14 protein-coding genes are annotated in these 18,028 nt (G+C 71.5%); 12 read left to right on the forward strand and 2 right to left on the reverse strand.

Translation table 11 applies throughout. The annotated features are described in order from the left end of the window. The first annotated feature begins 18 nt into the window (after positions 1-18). The gene (locus AC24HA_RS08490; RefSeq protein ID WP_425709028.1) at positions 19-684 is read left to right on the forward strand and encodes a TetR/AcrR family transcriptional regulator; all 666 of its coding nucleotides are present in this window, start codon (positions 19-21) and stop codon (positions 682-684) included. Between the two features lie 389 nt (positions 685-1,073). Then, positions 1,074-2,231 carry a tRNA dihydrouridine synthase DusB gene (gene dusB / locus AC24HA_RS08495; protein WP_487563623.1) on the forward strand — a complete coding sequence of 386 codons (1,158 nt, stop codon included), beginning with the start codon at positions 1,074-1,076 and terminating at the stop codon, positions 2,229-2,231. A gap of 164 nt (positions 2,232-2,395) precedes the next feature. On the opposite strand, the gene glpK is transcribed toward dusB, so the two are convergent. Continuing rightward, positions 2,396-3,916: a glycerol kinase GlpK gene (gene glpK / locus AC24HA_RS08500; protein ID WP_425709026.1), complete on the reverse strand. Its 1,521-nt coding sequence runs from the start codon at positions 3,914-3,916 to the stop codon at positions 2,396-2,398. 127 nt (positions 3,917-4,043) lie between these two features. Next, positions 4,044-5,732 carry a glycerol-3-phosphate dehydrogenase/oxidase gene (locus AC24HA_RS08505; RefSeq protein WP_425709124.1) on the reverse strand — a complete coding sequence of 563 codons (1,689 nt, stop codon included), beginning with the start codon at positions 5,730-5,732 and terminating at the stop codon, positions 4,044-4,046. Between the two features lie 185 nt (positions 5,733-5,917). On the opposite strand from AC24HA_RS08505, the gene AC24HA_RS08510 reads away from it, so the two are divergent. The 10 genes from AC24HA_RS08510 (at position 5,918) to AC24HA_RS08555 (ending at position 17,958) form a co-directional block, all read left to right on the forward strand. Beyond that, positions 5,918-6,916, forward strand: coding sequence for a sugar-binding transcriptional regulator (locus tag AC24HA_RS08510; RefSeq protein ID WP_425709025.1), 999 nt, complete (start codon positions 5,918-5,920; stop codon positions 6,914-6,916). 220 nt (positions 6,917-7,136) lie between these two features. Further along, positions 7,137-7,622: a ribose-5-phosphate isomerase gene (locus AC24HA_RS08515; RefSeq protein ID WP_425709024.1), complete on the forward strand. Its 486-nt coding sequence runs from the start codon at positions 7,137-7,139 to the stop codon at positions 7,620-7,622. Between the two features lie 164 nt (positions 7,623-7,786). Further along, a complete protein-coding gene (locus tag AC24HA_RS08520; protein ID WP_425709023.1) occupies positions 7,787-8,773 on the forward strand; it encodes a DUF7973 family transport facilitator in 987 nt (328 codons plus the stop codon). 114 nt (positions 8,774-8,887) lie between these two features. Continuing rightward, positions 8,888-9,742 (forward strand): HAD-IIA family hydrolase, encoded by an 855-nt coding sequence (locus AC24HA_RS08525; RefSeq protein ID WP_425709022.1) that lies wholly within the window; start codon positions 8,888-8,890, stop codon positions 9,740-9,742. Between the two features lie 98 nt (positions 9,743-9,840). Then, the gene (locus AC24HA_RS08530) at positions 9,841-11,406 is read left to right on the forward strand and encodes an FGGY-family carbohydrate kinase (RefSeq protein ID WP_425709021.1); all 1,566 of its coding nucleotides are present in this window, start codon (positions 9,841-9,843) and stop codon (positions 11,404-11,406) included. A gap of 44 nt (positions 11,407-11,450) precedes the next feature. Continuing rightward, on the forward strand, positions 11,451-12,818 hold the full coding sequence (locus AC24HA_RS08535) for a sn-glycerol-1-phosphate dehydrogenase (RefSeq protein WP_425709020.1): 1,368 nt from the start codon (positions 11,451-11,453) through the stop codon (positions 12,816-12,818). Between the two features lie 103 nt (positions 12,819-12,921). Then, positions 12,922-14,607, forward strand: a complete 1,686-nt coding sequence (locus tag AC24HA_RS08540) for a ribulokinase (protein WP_487563624.1) — start codon at positions 12,922-12,924, stop codon at positions 14,605-14,607. A 41-nt stretch (positions 14,608-14,648) separates the two neighbouring features. Beyond that, positions 14,649-15,353, forward strand: coding sequence for an L-ribulose-5-phosphate 4-epimerase (locus tag AC24HA_RS08545; RefSeq protein ID WP_463648221.1), 705 nt, complete (start codon positions 14,649-14,651; stop codon positions 15,351-15,353). A gap of 32 nt (positions 15,354-15,385) precedes the next feature. Then, complete coding sequence (locus AC24HA_RS08550) at positions 15,386-16,450, forward strand: NAD(P)H-dependent glycerol-3-phosphate dehydrogenase (protein ID WP_425709017.1); 1,065 nt, start codon at positions 15,386-15,388, stop codon at positions 16,448-16,450. Then, entirely contained in the window at positions 16,447-17,958 is a 1,512-nt protein-coding gene (locus tag AC24HA_RS08555) for a xylulokinase (RefSeq protein ID WP_425709016.1), read from the forward strand. Before AC24HA_RS08550 ends, AC24HA_RS08555 begins: the two co-directional genes overlap by 4 nt. Positions 17,959-18,028 lie beyond the last annotated feature (70 nt).

The following is an 18,028-nucleotide window of genomic DNA, read 5'->3' on the forward strand; positions in this document are numbered from 1 at the left end:
CGATGGTTAAGGGGTGAGATGGGTTACTGGGATCAGGTCCGCACGGTGCAGCGGCGCAGATCGATCGACCCGGGCACGATCGCGGCCGCGTCGGTCCGGCTGCTCGACGAGTCGGGCCTCGCCGGCTTCACGCTGCGCGGGCTCGCCGGGGCGCTCGGGGTGGCGCCCGCGAGCCTGTACTCGCGGCTCGACGGGCTTGCCGACGCCCACGATCTCGCCCTCGACGACGCCCTCGCCCGTGACGCCGACGTCCGGCAGGCCGTCGATGGCGCCGGTCAGGTGCGGCAGGCCGTCGATGGCGCCGGCGAGGTACGTGAGCTCGCGCTGGCGCTCTACCGGCACCTGCTGCGGCACCCGTGGGCCATCCACGTGCTCGCCGCCCGCCCGCCCCGGGGCCCCGCGTACCTGGCCCTGTCGGAGGAGCTCGTACGCCGGCTGCGCAGCAGCGGTCGGGGCGACCCGCTCGCGCTCGCCTACGCGGTGTCGAATCTCGTGCTGGGCAGCGCCCTCACCGCGGGCGCTGCCCGGACGGAGCCGACGACCCCCGTCGACGACGATGCCGCCCCGACGTATGCGCGCCACCACGACCGCGCTGCGGTCGACCCCGAGGCCGTGCTCGACGCCGCGCTGCGCGCACTCCTGGCCGCACCCGACGCCGGGCGGGCGGCGGCCACGAGCACATGAGCGCCGGGTGCCGCCCCGGCCCCACGAACCGGCTGCGGTCGGCGCGACGCGACGACCGCGTGGCCGTCCACCCGAGGTGACGACCGCGCGGCCGTGGGCACCGAGGTGAGGACCGCGTGGCCGTGGGCACCGAGCCGTGAGCAACGAGCCGTGAGCACCGTCCCACCCGGGGCGCCGGCGGGGTGCCGCACAATGGAGAGCCCGTCGGGCGCGACGGACCCGGAGGACGGACGAGCAGGAGCGGGCGGATGACCGGCACGGTGACCGAGGCAGGTGGGGGTGCCCCGTCGGGGACCCGACGGTCGACGACGACGAACCGCACCCTCGACGAGGGGGTGGGACTCCAGGTGGGGGAGGTTCGCGTCGGCGTGCCCGTCGTCCTGGCCCCCATGGCCGGCGTCACCCTGCCGCCGTTCCGGCAGCTGTGCCGCGAGGCGGGCGAGGCTGCGCTGGCGCCCGAGCGCCGGGTGAGCGACGCCGTCGGGACGCATGCTCCCGCGGGCCTGTACGTCTGCGAGATGATCACGTCCAGGGCGCTCGTCGAGCGCACGCCGGACACGATGCGCATGATCACCCCGGACCCCACCGACCCGGTCCGCTCGGTCCAGCTCTACGGCGTCGACCCGGTGACGGTCGCGGCCGCCGTGCGGATCCTCGTGGAGGAGGACCGGGCGGACCACGTCGACCTCAACTTCGGGTGCCCGGTCCCCAAGGTCACGCGCAAGGGCGGGGGAGCGGCGCTGCCCTGGAAGGCCGACCTGTTCACCGACATCGTGCGCGGCGCCGTCGACGCCGCACGCACGGCGAGCAGGGGGCGCGGCCACGAGGTGCCGGTGACCGTGAAGATGCGGATGGGCATCGACGACGACCACCTCACCTACCTCGACGCCGGGCGGGCCGCCGAGTCGGCCGGCGCCGCCGCCGTGGCACTTCACGCGCGCACGCTCGAGCAGCACTACTCGGGCAGCGCGCGGTGGGAGGCGATCGCGCGCCTGAAGGAGGCGGTGCGGACGGTGCCCGTGCTCGGCAACGGCGACCTGTGGTCCGCCGAGGACGCCGCGCAGATGATGGCGACGACCGGGGCGGACGGCGTCGTCGTCGGACGCGGTTGCCAGGGCCGTCCCTGGCTGTTCACCGACCTCGTCGCGGCCGCGACCGGTTCGCCCGCCCGGGTGCGACCGGGGCTGCGCGAGGTGACGGGCGTGCTGCGCCGCCACGCGGAGCTGATGGTCGAGCACCTCGGCGACGAGGACCGCGCGCTGCGCGAGATGCGCAAGCACGTGGCCTGGTACTTCAAGGGTTACCCGGTGGGCGGCGACGCCCGGCGCGCCTTCGCCCTCGTCTCGACCCTCGCCGAGCTCGACGCCCTGGTCGCCGAGCTGGACCTCGACTCGCCCTATCCCGGCGAGGGCGCGGAGGGGCAGCGAGGCCGCGCCGGGGGGCCGAAGCGCGCCCACCTGCCCGACGCCTGGCTCGCCTCGCGCGACGTCGACGACGCCTGGGCCGCCGTGCTCGCCCAGGCCGAGCTGTCCGTCTCAGGAGGCTGAGACCGGCACGACGAGGTCGGGTCGAACACGCACGAGGGGCGCGCGGCCGTGAAGACCGCGCGCCCCTCGCACGTTGGACGAGTGCGTTCACCCGTCGAGCAGAACTCCGCTCACCGTCGAGCAGAACTCCGCTCACTCGTCGAGCGGGGGTCGCTCGCCAGAGGTCAGCTGACGTCGTCGTCGACCCAGTCGAAGGTCTTCGTCACGGCCTTCTTCCACAGGCGGTAGGTGCGCTCGCGCTCCGCCTCGTCGAGCTGCGGCTTCCAGCGCCTGTCCTCGGCCCAGTTGTCGATGACGTCCTGCTCGCCCTTCCAGAACCCGACGGCGATGCCGGCCGCGTAGGCCGCGCCGAGGGCGGTGGTCTCGGCGACGACCGGCTTGACCACGTCCACGCCGAGGATGTCGGCCTGGAATTGCATGAGCGTCTCGTTGGCGACCATGCCGCCGTCGACCTTGAGCTCGGCCAGCTCGGCCCCGGAGTCGGCGTTCATGGCGTCGAGGACCTCGCGCGTCTGGAAGGCCGTGGCCTCCAGGGTCGCGCGGGCGATGTGCCCCTTGTTGACGAACCGGGTCATGCCGACGAGGGCACCGCGGGCGTCGGACCGCCAGTAAGGCGCGAACAGGCCGGAGAACGCCGGGACGAAGTAGGCGCCGCCGTTGTCCTCGACCGTCTTGGCGAGCTCCTCGACCTCGGGCGCCGAGGAGATGATCCCCAGGTTGTCCCGCAGCCACTGGACCAGCGAGCCGGTGACGGCGATCGAGCCCTCGAGGCAGTACACGGCCGGCTGGTCGCCGATCTTGTACCCGAGGGTCGTCAGCAGCCCGTTCTCCGAGAAGACCGGCTCCGTGCCCGTGTTGATGAGCATGAAGTTGCCGGTGCCGTAGGTGTTCTTGGCCATGCCGACCTGGAAGCAGGCCTGGCCGAACGTGGCGGCCTGCTGGTCGCCGAGGATGCCGGAGATCGGCACGTCGGCGAGCAGACCCTGCTGGCGGCCCTTGCCGTAGACCTCGGAGGAGGAGCGGATCTCCGGGAGCATCGAGACGGGGATCCCCATGTCGGCCGCGATGTCCTCGGCCCACGTGAGCGTCGTGACGTCCATGAGCATGGTGCGCGACGCGTTGGTCACGTCGGTCACGTGCAGGCCGCCGTCGACGCCGCCCGTCATGTTCCACAGCACCCAGGCGTCGGTGTTGCCGAAGACGAGGTCACCGGCCTCGGCCTTCTCGCGGGCGCCGTCGACGTTGTCGAGGATCCACTTGATCTTCGGGCCGGAGAAGTAGGTCGCGAGCGGCAGGCCGACGCGCGACTTGTACTTCTCCTCGCCCTCGTCCCCGGCGAGCTCCTTGATGATCTTGTCGGTCCGGGTGTCCTGCCAGACGATCGCGTTGTAGACCGGCTCCCCGGTCTTCCTGTCCCACACGACGGTGGTCTCGCGCTGGTTGGTGATGCCGGCGGCGGCGATGTTGCCGGCGTTGAGGGAGGCCTTGGACAGGGCGAGTCCCACGGCCTCACGGACGTTGTTCCAGATCTCCTTGGGGTCGTGCTCGACCCAGCCCGCGCGGGGGAAGATCTGCTCGTGCTCGAGCTGGCCGACCGAGACGATCTGGCCCGAGTGGTCAAAGATGATGGCCCGGGACGACGTCGTGCCCTGGTCGATGGCAAGGACGTACTTCTGGTCGCTCATGGTGGGGGCGTTTCCTTTCGACGGCGATGTCGATGTGCTTCCGGTCGTCGGCGGTTTCCGGCGACCGGTCCTTCGGGGGTTCGACGGCGGGCGGGGGCCGGAGGGCCCTCGCCCGCCCGCTCTGGGGTCAGTGTGCCGGATCGATCTCGACGACGGGGACGAGCTGGGGCACCGCCGTGCGCGTGGCCGAGGCCGCCGCGTCGTTGTCGGTCTGCTGGGCGGCGAGGATCGCGTCCGCCTGGTCGACCCAGCTCTGCACCTCGCGCTCGCGCCGGGCGTCGTCCCAGCCGAGCAGGGCGCCCATGACCTCGGCGACCTCGGGGGCCGCCGCCTTTCCGCGGTCCGGAAGCTCGAAGTCGAGCCGGACCCGGTGCAGGAGCATGTCCTCGAGGTGGAGAGCGCCCTCGTGCGTGACGCCGTAGGCGACCTCGGCGCGCAGGTAGTCCGGCGCGTGCTCCAGGGGCGTGGCCAGGGTGGGGTCCGCGTCGATCGTCGCGAGGACGTCCGGGAGCTCGGAGCCGTAGCGCGAGACGAGGTGCTCGGCGCGCTCGCGGCTGAGGTCGTACTGGGCGCTGAGGCGCGGCAGCTGGCGGCGGGTGGCCTCCAGGCCGGGTGCGCCGACCAGCGGGGTGGTCGCGGTGATCGACGGCTTCGCCTTCGCGCGGGCCTTGCCGAGCGCGTGGTCGACCGCGTCCTCGGCCATGATCCGGTAGGAGGTGAGCTTGCCGCCCGCGATGACCGTGAGCCCTGGCTGCGGGTTCGTCACGGTGTGCTCGCGGGAGACCTTGGTCGACTCGCCGTCGCCCTTGTCCACCGGCTGCAGCAGCGGCCGCAGGCCGGCGTAGGTGCCGATGATGTCCTCGCGCGTCAGCTTGTCGGAGAGCACGGCGTTGGCCTGCTCGAGGACGTAGTCGATGTCCTCCGACGTCGCGACGGGGGAGTCGACCTGCTCCGTCCACTTGGTGTCGGTCGTGCCGATCACCCAGTAGCGCTGCCAGGGGATGATGAACAGGACGGACTTCTCCGTGCGCAGGAAGACACCGGTCCGGCCCTTGATGCGCTCTTTGGGCACGACGATGTGGATGCCCTTCGAGGCGAGGACCTGCAGCCCGCCCTCGGCACCCCCGAGGCTCTCGGTCTCCTCGGTCCACACGCCGGTCGCACCGATGACGTGCTTGGCGCGGACGGTGATCGCCCGGCCGGTCTCGAGGTCACGGACGATCGCGCCGGTGGCCCGCCCGGAGGCGTCGGTGACGATCGACGTGACCTGCGAGCGGCTCGCGGCGTGGGCGCCGAAGCCCTGCGCCGTGCGCACGAGGGTCATGACCAGGCGGGCGTCGTCGACGCGGGCGTCGTAGAAGCGGATGCCGCCGATGAGGGTCTCGGGGTCCAGGCTCGGGACGAGGTCGAGGGCACCCTTGTGCGAGTAGTGCTTCTGCATGGGCACGGTCGCGCCGCGGTTGCCGATGATCGACAACGCGTCGTACATGCCGACGCCGACCGCCGAGTAGCCGCGCTCGATGACGCGCTGCTTGAGCGGCCAGAGGAACGGCTGGGCCGAGACGAGGTGGGGGGCCGTGGTGGTGAGGAGGATGCCGCGCTCGCGCAGCGCCTCCGACACGAGGGCGAAGTTGAGCTGGTACAGGTAGCGCAGGCCGCCGTGGATGAGCTTGGACGACCACTGCGAGGTGCCCGACGCCCAGTCCCGCATCTCCACGATGCCCGTCGTCAGGCCGCGGGTCGCGGCGTCGAGGGCGACACCCGCCCCGGTGACTCCACCCCCGATGACCAGGACGTCGAGCTCCTTGGTGGCCATCTGCTCCAGAGCGTCCTGGCGCGACTCGGGTGTGAGTGCTGTCGTGTTCACGTGCTCGCTCCTCCATCGGCTCGTGCGTCGACGCCTGAGGATCGCGTCCACCGCGTCGTGTTGATCCTTAGGATGGTCGCCATCGCACATCCGCACAACTCAGGTGGGCGGACGTGCACGACGACGGAGGACCGGTGGACGAGCGTGACCGCGAGCGGGAGGTCTTCGAGGCTGCCTCGATGTACTACCTGCAGGACGAGACCATGGAGACGATCGCTCGGCGCACGGGCGTGTCGCGCTCGACCGTCTCGCGACTGATCAAGCAGGCGCGCGCCTCGGGCATGGTGCGCATCGAGCTGCACCCGCCCGCCGAGATGGGGACGCGGGAGTCGATGGTGCTGCGCGACCTGTTCGGCGTGCAGACGCACGTGGTGACGGTGCGGCCGGCGTCCACCGAGGTGCAGCGGCTCGAGCAGGTGGCCCGCGTGGCCGGCCGGCTGGTGTCGGGCTGGATGCAGCCCGGCTCGGTGCTCGGCATCGCGTGGGGGAACACCATCGCCGCCGTGGTCGCGCAGTTCGTCGCCCGCGCCGCGCCGCGGTCGGCGGTCGTCCAGCTCAACGGCGCGGCCAACCCGACGACGACGGGCATTCCGTACGCTGGCGCCATCATGGAGGCAGCTGCGCGGGCCTTCGAGTCCTCGGTGCACCACTTCCCGGTGCCGGCCTTCTTCGACTACCCGGAGACCAAGCTCGCGATGTGGCGCGAACGGTCGCTCGCCGCGGTCCGCGCGCTCCAGGCACGGACCGACGTCGCGCTGTTCGGCGTCGGCGCCTTCACCGGGTCGCTCAGCTCCCAGGTCTACGCGGGCGGCTACCTCGACCAGACGGAGATCGCGAGCCTGCAGGCGGCCGGCGTCGTCGGCGACATCTGCACCGTGCTGCTGCGGGAGGACGGTACGTACGCGGACATCGCGACGAACGCCCGCGCGTCGGGGCCGTCGCCCGCGGCGCTGCGGCGCATCGGCCGCCGCGTGTGCGTGGTCTCCGGCAGTGCGAAGGTCCGCCCCACGCTCGGGGCGCTGCGTGCGGGTGCCGTGACCGACCTCGTCATCGACGAGCCGACCCTGCGGGCGCTCGCCGAGCGCATCTCGAGGTCCGGGCTGGCGCGCGGCAGGCCGCTGCCCCCGGTGTGAGGGAGGGGTCCGACGGGCACGAACCGCACCCCCGAAGGGACGGGGCACGCGCAGATTCGCACGCATCGACGACACCCGTGCACTTCCGCTCACCATGGGTGAGCATCTGTCGAGCCCTTTGGTAGGGTCCCGAAGCAGATCGCGCCGCACGGGTGCGACGGGTGACGGAGCCCGAGAACCGTCACCCGAGAGGCGCGCAGGCGCCGGAACGGGAGGCGACATGGGCTGGCGGATAGTTGTCGGTTCGGACAACGCCGGGTACGAGTACAAGGAGGCCCTCAAGGCCGACCTCGAGGCGGACCCCAGGGTCGATTCGGTGATCGACGTCGGCGTCGGCGACAACGCCGACGCGAACCCCTACCCCAACATCGGTACGGCGGCCGGCGAGAAGGTCGCCGGCGGTGAGGCCGACCGCGCGCTGCTGGTGTGCGGCACCGGGATGGGCGTGGCGATGGCCGCGGGCAAGGTCCCGGGCATCCGGGCCTCGGTCGCCCACGACTCGTTCAGCGTCGAGCGTCTCATCAAGTCCAACAACGCGCAGGTCCTCACCTTCGGCCAGCGCGTCATCGGTCTCGAGCTGGCGCGCAAGCTCGCCGGCGAGTGGCTCGGCCACGAGTTCGACGAGAGCTCGGCGTCCGCCGACAAGGTCGCCGTGCTCAGCGACTACGAGAGCAAGAACCAGCAGGCGGGCTCCTCCGCCTCCTGACCCCTGCGCCCCGACCGGTATACCGGTCGGGGCGCGGACCTCGGGTCGCAGGGTCCCCCCGCGCGGCCCGGATCCGCCATCGTCATCGTCCGACGTCGGCGGTCCGACACCGCAGTCACGACACTCCCCACGACGCCGTGGGGGAAGAGAGAGGTACCACCGACGTGGAAATCGACATCGTCTGGTTGATCGTCGCCTTTGCCGGAGGTGCGTTCGGCGCCGCCATCGGCGGGCAGACCGCATTCATCTTCACCGGCTTCGCCTTCCTGTTCGGGTTCTCCGCCCTGCTCGGCGGCGTGCCGGTGGCGCAGGACTTCATCAGTGTGTTCGCGTTCGGCCCGGTCTTCGGCCCGCACATCGCCTTCGCCGGCGGTGCGGCCGCGGCGGCCTACGCGGCCAAGCGCGGATACTTCCCCGAGGGAGTGAACGGCCGCGACATCGTCACGCCGCTCGCCGGCTACCCGAAGGCCGACATCTTCATCGTCGGTGGTGTCTTCGGCATCCTCGGCTACGTCATGAACCAGTTCTTCATCTGGCTCTTCGGCCTCTGGGCCCCCGAGGGCGAGGGACTGCTGTTCACCACGGACACGGTCGCCCTGTCGGTCGTGGGTGTCGCCGTCGTCGCCCGTCTCGTGTTCGGCGTGAAGTCGCGCTCGCTGGTCGGTCCGTTCAAGGGGCACAGCCCGCTCTCGCTCAAGGACGGCACGCACTGGGTCGAGCACCAGGAGAAGTGGAGCATGTCGGCCCTGCACGGCCTGACCTCCGGTCTGCTCTTCGCGTTCGTCGCCGTGTGGCTCATCGGCAACGTCCCCACGGACAACCCGGCCTACACCAACATCGTCAGCCAGGTGTTCCTCATCGGCTGGGCGATCTCGGCCATCTCGCTGATCTTCCTCAGCCTGGGGCTGAAGACCCCGGTCACGCACCACATGACGATCCTCGCCGGCCTCGCGGCCGTCCAGCTGCTCACCGTCGTCGGCACGGACCCATGGGTCGCCGTCGTCGTCGGTGGTCTCGCCGGCCTCTTCGGCGGTGTCCTCGGTGAGGCGTTCTCGCGGATCTTCAACGCCCGCGGCGACACGCACATCGACCCGCCGGCAGGTGCGATCTTCATCGGGACCACGCTCATCTACCTGGTCACCACGATCTGATCACCGCTCCGGGGCGGGGGCCGAGGCCCTCGCCCCGGAGTCGTCCCGGCACCGCAGGGACGCGCGCCGCCGGGCCACGTCCGCCGTACCGCACACGCAGAAGGGCAGCACCACATGATCGACCAGGCCGGTCCCACCGGTTTCTACGAGGCCTACGTCTTCGACATGGACGGGACGATCTACCTGGGCGACCACCTCCTCCCGGGTGCGAAGCGACTCATCGAGGAGCTCCACCGGCGCGAGCTCCCGGTCCGGTTCCTGTCGAACAACCCCACCAAGGACCCCGCCGAGTACGCGACCAAGCTCGAGGGCCTCGGGCTGCCGACCCCGGTCGACGAGATCGCCAACACGGTCGTGACGACCGTGCGGTGGCTCCAGGCCCACCACCCCGACGCGACCGTCTTCCCCATCGCGGAGCCCCCGCTCCTGCGGGCGCTCGACGCCGCCGGGATCCGGCGATCCGAGGATCCCGCGGAGATCGACATCGTCATCGCGTCCTACGACCGGACCTTCGACTACCGCAAGCTGCAGATCGCGTTCGACGCGATCTGGTTCCACGAGCGGGCGTTCCTCATCACGACGAACCCCGACCGCTACTGCCCGTTCCCGGGCGGCCGTGGCGAGCCCGACGCCGCCGGCATCGTCGCCGCCATCGAGGCGACGACCGGGGCCACGCTGCAGGCCAACATGGGCAAGCCCGAGGGAGCGATGCTCGAGGCGGCCCTCGTGGGCCTCGACGTCGACCCGTCGCGCTGCATGATGGTCGGCGACCGCCTCGCGACCGACATCGGCATGGCCGTGCGCACGTCGATGGCGTCCACGCTCGTCCTCACCGGTGACAACACCCTCGACGACGCCGAGGCGCTGCCGGCCGAGGAGCAGCCCACCTTCGCGCTGAGCCGCATCGACCACCTGATCCCCGCCGCCGAACGGGAGGCGCTCGGCTGGACCGACGACGACACCGACTGACCAGGCACCGACCGACCAGATCCGGCGCGGCCGCGCCGACCCCCACCGACCGCCCGCGCGAGGTCGCGCGGGAGGACGTCCAGCGAAGAGAGGCGACGATGTCTGCTCGTACCCCCACCGGCCCGTTCGTCATGGGCATCGACTTCGGCACCGAGAGCTGCCGGGTCGGGATATTCGACCTCGTCGGTCGGCCCGTCGTCTTCGCGGCGACGACCTACCGCACGACCCACCCCCGCCCGGGCTGGGCGGAGCAGTCCCCGACCGACTGGTGGGAGGCGCTCAAGGCGTCGACCGCCAAGGCGATGCGCGAGTCCGGCCTGGCCGGTCGCGACATCAAGGGCATCTCCTACGACGCGACGACGATGACGGTCGTCGCCATGGACCGGACCGGCAAGGCCCTGCGCCCCGCGATCATGTGGATGGACGTGCGGGCCACCGAGCAGGCCCAGCGCGTCGTCGGGCACCCCTCGCCGGCCACGCGGTACACCGGTGACGGCACGCTCCCGCCGACCGCCGAGTGGTACCCGTTCAAGGCGGCCTGGCTCAAGGAGAACGAGCCCGACACGTACGACGCCGCGTACCGTCTCATCGACGCGCCCGACTGGTTGACCTACCAGCTCACGGGCCAGTGGACCCTCAACATCAACACGGCCGCGCACCGGTCCTACTACGACCGCGACAACGGCGGCTGGCCGGTGGACCTCTACGAGGCGGCCGGCGCCGGCGACGTGTTCGACAAGCTCCCCGAGACCGTCAACGACCTGGGCGTGGCAGTCGGCGGCCTCACCTCCCACGCCGCCGAGGAGCTCGGGCTGACGCCGGGGACGCCCGTCGCGCAGGGCGGCGGCGACGCCTGGCACGGCCAGATCGGCCTGGGCGTCCTCAGCCCCGGCAAGATGACCCTCGTGACGGGCTCCAGCCACGTGATGTCCGGCCAGAGCGCCGAGCCGATCTCGGGACCGGGGTTCTTCGGCGGGTACGTCGACGGCGTGGTCCCCGGCCAGTACACGGTCGAGACCTCGCTGACGTCCTCCGGCTCCGTCCTCAAGTGGTTCCGGGACGAGTTCTGCCAGGACATCGTCGACGCCGCCGAGCGCACCGGCCTCAACCCCTACGACGTGCTCAACGCCCAGGCGCGCGACATCCCGCCCGGGTCCGACGGCGTGATCTTCACCGAGTACTTCCAGGGCAACCGCACGCCGTACTCCGACTCCAAGGCGCGCGGCACCGTCTCCGGCCTGTCGCTCTCCCACACCCGGGCACACCTGTACAAGGCCGTCCAGGAGTCGGTCGCCTACGGCGTCGAGCTCAACATGCGGGGGCTGCGCGAGGGCGGCCTCGAGGTCGAGGAGTTCGTCGCCGCCGGCGGCGCGCTGAAGTCCGGGGACTGGATCCAGATGCACGCCGACGTCACCGGCGTGCCGATCACGCTCACCGAGGTCGGCGACGCCGTCACCCTCGGTTCCTGCATCCTCGCCGCGACCGGCGCAGGCCTGCACCCCTCGGTCCAGGAGGCCGCCGAGGCGATGGTGCACACGCGCGCGCGGCTCGAGCCGAACAAGGCCCGCCACGAGGAGTACTCCTTCTACGTCGACCAGTACGCGAAGCAGTACCCGGCGCTGCAGGGGCTCATCCACGACACCGTCGACCACGTCGCCGGCTGAACCGCCGCGCACCACCAAGCCCACGCCGAGAAGGAGAAGCTGTCATGACCGAGGACCTGATCGCCACCGCACTGAGCACCGCCACCGACACCAAGGCGATCGTCCACGGACGAGGGGTGGTGGACCGGACCGGGGACGTGTTCGCCGAGCAGTTCCCGGGCCGGCGCGGCATCGTGGTGGCCGACGGCAACACGTGGGACCTCGCCGGGGAGGCGGTGACGGCGTCGCTGCGCGCCGCCGGTATCGACCTCGACGAGCCCTACGTGTTCCCGGGCGTCCCGACCCTGTACGCGGGCTACGAGAACGTCGAGCTGATCCGTGAGCACCTGCGGGGCACCGACGCGGTCGCCTGCTCGATCGGCGCGGGCACGCTCAACGACATCGTCAAGCTCGCCTCGGGCGAGCTCGAGCGCCCCTACATGAACGTCTGCACGGCCGCCTCGATGGACGGCTACGCGGCGTTCGGCTCGTCCATCACCAAGGACGGCTTCAAGATCACCCGCAACTGCCCGGCACCGACGGCCCTGGTCGCCGACCTCGACCTCATGGCGACGGCCCCGCAGCGCCTCACCGCCACCGGGTTCGGCGACCTCGTCGAGAAGGTCCCCGCCGGCGCCGACTGGATCGTCTCCGACATCCTCGGGGTCGAGCCCGTCGACGAGTACGTGTGGGGCCTGGTCCAGGGCCCGCTGCGCGAGTCCCTCTCGCGTCCCGCCGACCTGGCCACCTCCGACCCCGACGCGCTCGCCGGCCTCGCCGAGGGCCTGCTGATGTCCGGTCTGGCGATGCAGGCCCACCAGAGCTCACGGCCGGCCTCCGGCGCGGGCCACCAGTTCTCCCACACCTGGGAGATGGAGGGCCACGGCCTGGACTGGGAGCCGCCCCTCTCGCACGGGTTCAAGGTCGGCCTCGGCACGGTGGCCATCTGCGCCCTGTTCGAGGTGGCGCTCACCAAGGACGTTCCCGGCATCAACATCGACGCCCTGGTCACCGCCTGGCCCTCGCGCGAGGAGATGGAGGCCCGGGTGCGCGCCATGCACACGGCGGAGCGCGCCGCGCCGCTCGTCGAGCCGGCCGTGGAGCAGACGCTGAAGAAGTACCTCGAGCCCGAGGAGCTGCGCGCGCGGCTCGAGCTCGTCGTCGAGCAGTGGCCGACCATCGTCAGCCGCTGCCGCGAGCAGCTCGTCCCGGCCGCCGAGGCCCGCGAGATGCTCCGGGCCGTCGGGGCGGTCTACCACCCGGAGCAGATCGACATCGACATGGAGCGGTTCCGGCTGACCTACTACCGCGCGCAGACGATCCGCTCGCGCTACACGATCCTCGACCTCCTGCTCGAGGTCGGCCTGCTCGAGGAGTGCGTCGAGGAGCTCTTCGGGCCGGACGGCTACTGGGCCCGGGACGACGCACGCTGAACGGTCGGGGGCCCGGACCGGCGGGAGCCGGGCCCCGCCGACCGCGCTCGTCCGCTCCCGCCACCCACGTCGGCGTCATCCTGAGCGCCGGGAGGAAGGCATCATCGTGACCAAGGACAGCAAGTTCGTCATCGGTATCGACTTCGGCACGCTCTCCGGACGCGCGAGCATCATCCGGGTCAGCGACGGCCTCGAGAAGGGCTCCTCGATCATCGTCGACTACCCGCACGCGGTCATGGACCGCACGCTCGACGCCGCGGACGGTTCGAAGCTCCCGCCCGAGTTCGCGCTGCAGGACCCGGACGACTACATCCACGTGCTCAGGAAGGCCGTGCCCGCGGCCATGAACGACGCCGACATCACGCCCGACCAGGTCGTCGGGGTGGGCATCGACTTCACCTCCGCGACCGTCGTCGCCGCCAAGGAGGACGGCACCCCGCTGTGCACGCTCGAGGAGTTCCGCAACCGGCCCCACGCCTGGGTCAAGCTGTGGAAGCACCACGGCGGCCAGGAGCAGGCCACGCGCATCGTCGAGGTGGCCAAGGAGCGCGGCGAGACCTGGCTCGGACGCTACGGGAACACCATCTCCTCCGAGCTGCTCCTGCCCAAGGTCCTGGAGACCCTCGAGGAGGACCCGGAGGTCTACGCGGCCACCGACGTCTTCGTCAACGCCCTGGACTGGATCGTCTGGAAGATGACCGGCACGCTCGTCCAGTCCGCCGGCGACTCCGGCTACAAGCGCATGTACCAGGACGGGCAGTACCCCTCGCGCGAGTACCTCGAGGCGCTCAACCCCGACTTCGGCGGTGTCTTCGAGGAGAAGATGTCCGCGCCCGTCGCGCCGCTGGCGTCGAAGGCCGGCGAGCTGAACGAGGAGTTCGCGAAGCTCATGGGCCTCGACGCCGGGACCGCGGTCGCGGTCGGCAACATCGACGCCCACGTCACCGCCGCCGCGGTCAAGGCCGTCGAGGCCGGCCAGCTCACCGCGATCCTCGGCACCTCCGCCGTATACGTCGTCTCTGGACCGGAGCTCGTCGAGGTGCCCGGCATGTTCGGCGTCGTCGACGGCGGCATCGTCGACGGCCTGTGGGGCTTCGAGGGCGGCCAGTCCGCCGTCGGCGACATCTTCGGCTGGTTCGTCGACCACAGCGTCCCGCCCGAGTACCACGAGGCCGCGAAGAAGGCGAAGAAGTCGGTCCACGACTACCTCACCGACCTCGGGGCGAAGCAGGAGATCGGCGAGCACGGTCTCGTCGCCCTCGACTGGCACGGCGGCAACAGGTCGGTGCTCGTGGACACGGACCTGTCCGGCCTGATGATCGGCACCACGCTGACCACGCGCCCGGAGGACCAGTACCGCGCGCTGCTCGAGTCGACGGCGTTCGGCGCCCGCATGATCGTCGACACCTTCAAGGAGCACGGCGTCGAGCTCACCGAGTTCGTCGCCGCCGGCGGCCTGCTGAAGAACAAGTTCCTCATGCAGCTGTTCTCCGACGTCACCCGCCTGCCGATCTCGGTCGCGACGGCGGCGCACGCCGGGGCACTCGGCTCGGCGGTCCACGCGGCCGTCGCGGCCGGTGAGTACGGCACCATCCAGGAGGCCTCGGAGGCCATGGGCGGCAAGGTCCGCAACGCCTACCTGCCCAGCGAGGCGCGCGCGAAGCTCTACGACGAGCTCTACGCCGAGTACGTCACCCTGCACGACTACTTCGGCCGGGGCGGCAACGAGCTCATGCACCGGCTCAAGGCGATCCGCGCCCGGGCGGCCGCCCGGGGCGCCACGAGGTGACCGTGGCGGACGTCGACACCCCGCGCGGGGAGGTCCCCGCCCTGGCGGACCTCCCGGCCGAGGTGCGCGACGACGTCGCCCGGGCGCGCGCGGAGGTCGCCGCCCTGCACGCCGAGCTGCCCCGTTGGGGGCTCGTCGTGTGGACCGCGGGCAACGTCTCGGCACGTGTGGCCGTCGAGGGGGGCGAGGACCTCATGGTCATCAAACCCTCCGGCGTCAGCTACGACGAGCTCGCTCCGGAGCTCATGGTCGTCACCGACCTGTGGGGCCGGGCGCTGAGCGAGCCGGACGCGTCCCGAGTGCTCAGCCCGTCGTCGGACACGGCCGCGCACGCCTACGTCTACCGGCACATGCCCGACGTCGGGGGAGTGGTGCACACGCACTCGACCTACGCCGTCGCGTGGGCCGCCCGGGGAGAGGCCGTGCCCTGCGCGCTCACGATGATGGCGGACGAGTTCGGCGGGGAGATCCCCGTCGGGCCGTTCGCGATCATCGGCGACGACTCGATCGGTCGCGGCATCGTCGAGACCCTGCGCGACCACCGCTCGCCGGCCGTGCTCATGCAGAACCACGGTCCGTTCACCATCGGGAAGGACGCACGGGCGGCCGTCAAGGCGGCCGTCATGTGCGAGGAGGTGGCGCGCACCGTCCACGTGTCGCGCCAGCTCGGTGAGCCCGTGCCCGTGCCCGACGACGCCGTCACGCGCCTCTACGAGCGCTACCAGGGCGTCTACGGTCAGAACTGAGAACCCCACCACCCGCGCGAAGGAGCACCCACATGACCACCGTCGTCGTCCTCGGGTCCGGCATCATGGCCACGGCGCTGACCTACCCGCTGCGCCAGAACGGCCACGAGGTCCGTCTCGTCGGCACGCACCTGGACCGGGACATCATCGAGTCGATCCGGACCACGGGCCGGCACCCCGACCTCGACCTCGTCGTCGAGGAGGGGATCGCCGCCTACCAGCTGGAGGAGGCCGAGCAGGCCTTCGACGGCGCGGACGTGGTGATGTCGGGGGTGAACTCCTTCGGCGTCGACTGGGTGGGTGAGCAGCTGGCCCGGCTCCTGCGGCCCGGCCAGACCGTCCTGTCGGTCACCAAGGGCATGCTCGCCGACGACGACGGCAACCTGGAGATGATCCCCGACGCCCTCAAGCGGATCGTCGGCGAGGAGCTCGCCGGCCAGGTGGACTGGGCCGCGATCGTCGGCCCGTCGATCGCCGGCGAGCTGGCGGTCGGCCACGACACCGCCGTCGTGTTCTGCGGCGACAAGGAGGACGTCGTCGAGCGCCTGGCGGACATGTTCCGCACGGACTACTACCACGTGTGGACGTCGACCGACTTCCTCGGCGCCGAGATCGGCGCCGCCACGAAGAACATCTACGCGTTCGCCGCCGGGTTCGGCGAGGGCCTCCAGCGGGCCGAGGGCGACGACGCGAACGACCGCTACCGCCGCCTCAACCTCACGGCGGCGATCTTCGCCCAGGGCGCCCAGGAGATGCACCGGTTCTACGAGATCCTCGGCGGCGACCCGAAGATGGTGTGGGGGCTGCCCGGCGTGGGCGACATGCACGTGACCTCGGCCGGGGGGCGCAACGTCAAGGCCGGCACCTATGTCGGCTCCGGCGTCCCGTTCTCCGAGGTGCGCGACTCCCTGATGAAGGGCGTCACCCTCGAGGGCGTCAACGCCATCCGCGTGGTCGGCGCGGCGATCGAGAAGCAGATCGATCGGGGCGTCCTCGAGGCGCACGAGTTCCCGCTGCTGCGCCACCTCCACGGGATCATCGCCCGCGACGAGCCGATCTCGCTGCCCTGGGACGAGTTCTTCGGGGGCCGGTCATGACCGACGACCCGCTGGTCATCGCCATCGACTCCTCGACGTCGGCCACCAAGGCCGTGGTGGTGGACCCCAGCGGCACCACCGTCAGCGAGGGCCGGGCCGACATCGACCTGCTCCAGCCCAGGATGAACCACTACGAGCACGACGCGCGGCAGTGGTGGTTCTCCACCGACGCGGCGGTCGGCAAGGCCGTCGGCGGGCTGAGCGCCGATCAGAAGGCACGCGTCGCGGCCGTCGCGATCACTCACCAGCGCGAGAGCTTCGTGCCGGTGGACGCGTCCGGCCGTCCGATCCGCAACGCCGTGCTGTGGCTCGACTCGCGCGCCGCCAAGCAGATCCGCGAGCACGGCTCGGACGAGATCCACCGGCTCTCCGGCAAACCCGGCGACACGACGCCCGCGCTGTACAAGATGATCTGGCTCAAGGAGAACGAGCCGGAGATCTTTCAGCGCGCGGCGAAGGTCGTCGACGTGCACGCCTACCTCGTCCATGCGATGACCGGACGGTGGGTCTCCTCCCACGCGTCGGCCGACACGCTCGCGCTGTTCGACATCGAGGCGCTCGACTACTCCGAGCAGCTGCTCGAGCTCGCCGGCGTCACGCGCGAGCAGATGGCCGAGCTGGCCGCGCCGGGCGAGGTGGTCGGCGAGCTGGACCTCGAGGTCGCCCAGCACTGGGGGCTCAAGCACACCGTGCCGGTGATCTCCGGTCTCGGCGACGGGCAGGGCTCCGGCCTGGGCACCGCCGCGATCGAGCCCGAGGTCGCGTACATCAACATCGGCACGTCGATCGTCGCGGGGGTGCACTCCGCGGACTACCGCTACGGGCGCGAGTACCGCACCCTTGCCGCCGGGCTCGCCGGGCAGTACGTCCTGGAGATCGTGCAGAACTCCGGCTCGGTGCTCGCGAACTGGTTCCGCTCCGAGCTCGGTCGGCCCGAGCTCGACGGCCGGCCGGACCCCGAGCTGGAGGCGGCGGCCGCCAAGGTCCCGATCGGCGCCGAGGGCCTGCTCACGCTCCCGTACTGGAACGCCGTGCAGTCGCCGTGGTGGAACCCCGTGGCGAGCGGGGCGATGGTCGGGTTCGGCGGCAGCCACACGCGCGCCCACATGTATCGCTCGATCCTCGAGGGGACGGCCTACGAGCTGCGGCAGAACCTCGCCGGCATGCAGCGGGGGACCGGGACGCGGCTCACCGAGCTGCGGGCCACGGGCGGCGGGTCGCGCTCGGACCTGTGGACGCAGATCCTCGCGGACACCGTCGGGCTGCCGATCGTCGCCTCCGGCGTCGACGAGGTCTCCGCCCAGGGCGCCGCCGTGCTCGCGATGGCCCACACGGGGGTCCACGGCGACGTCGCGGCCACCGCCCGAGCCATGGCCAGGACCGGCCACGTCACCGAGCCCGACGAGCGTCGCGGCGAGGAGTACGCGCGCTGGGGCGACGCCCAGGCCACGCTCTACGAGCACCTCGAGCCGGTCTACGAGCGGCTCTGGGAGCTGGGGGGCGAGTGAACGGACGCGGGCCGGGGCAGGAGTGTCCCGGCCCGCGGCTTCGGCCTCCACGGGCCCACCCGATTCACGG

The sequence above is a fragment of the Georgenia sp. Z1491 genome, assembly GCF_057652395.1.

Coding starts and splice junctions, on each gene's coding strand:
- AC24HA_RS08490 (WP_425709028.1), top strand. CDS start 19: ATGGGTTACTGGGATCAGGTCCGCACGGTGCAGCGGCGCAGATCGATC.
- dusB (WP_487563623.1), top strand. CDS start 1,074: ATGGCCGGCGTCACCCTGCCGCCGTTCCGGCAGCTGTGCCGCGAGGCG.
- glpK (WP_425709026.1), bottom strand. CDS start 3,916: ATGAGCGACCAGAAGTACGTCCTTGCCATCGACCAGGGCACGACGTCG.
- AC24HA_RS08505 (WP_425709124.1), bottom strand. CDS start 5,732: ATGGCCACCAAGGAGCTCGACGTCCTGGTCATCGGGGGTGGAGTCACC.
- AC24HA_RS08515 (WP_425709024.1), top strand. CDS start 7,137: ATGGGCTGGCGGATAGTTGTCGGTTCGGACAACGCCGGGTACGAGTAC.
- AC24HA_RS08525 (WP_425709022.1), top strand. CDS start 8,888: ATGATCGACCAGGCCGGTCCCACCGGTTTCTACGAGGCCTACGTCTTC.
- AC24HA_RS08530 (WP_425709021.1), top strand. CDS start 9,841: ATGTCTGCTCGTACCCCCACCGGCCCGTTCGTCATGGGCATCGACTTC.
- AC24HA_RS08535 (WP_425709020.1), top strand. CDS start 11,451: ATGACCGAGGACCTGATCGCCACCGCACTGAGCACCGCCACCGACACC.
- AC24HA_RS08550 (WP_425709017.1), top strand. CDS start 15,386: ATGACCACCGTCGTCGTCCTCGGGTCCGGCATCATGGCCACGGCGCTG.
- AC24HA_RS08555 (WP_425709016.1), top strand. CDS start 16,447: ATGACCGACGACCCGCTGGTCATCGCCATCGACTCCTCGACGTCGGCC.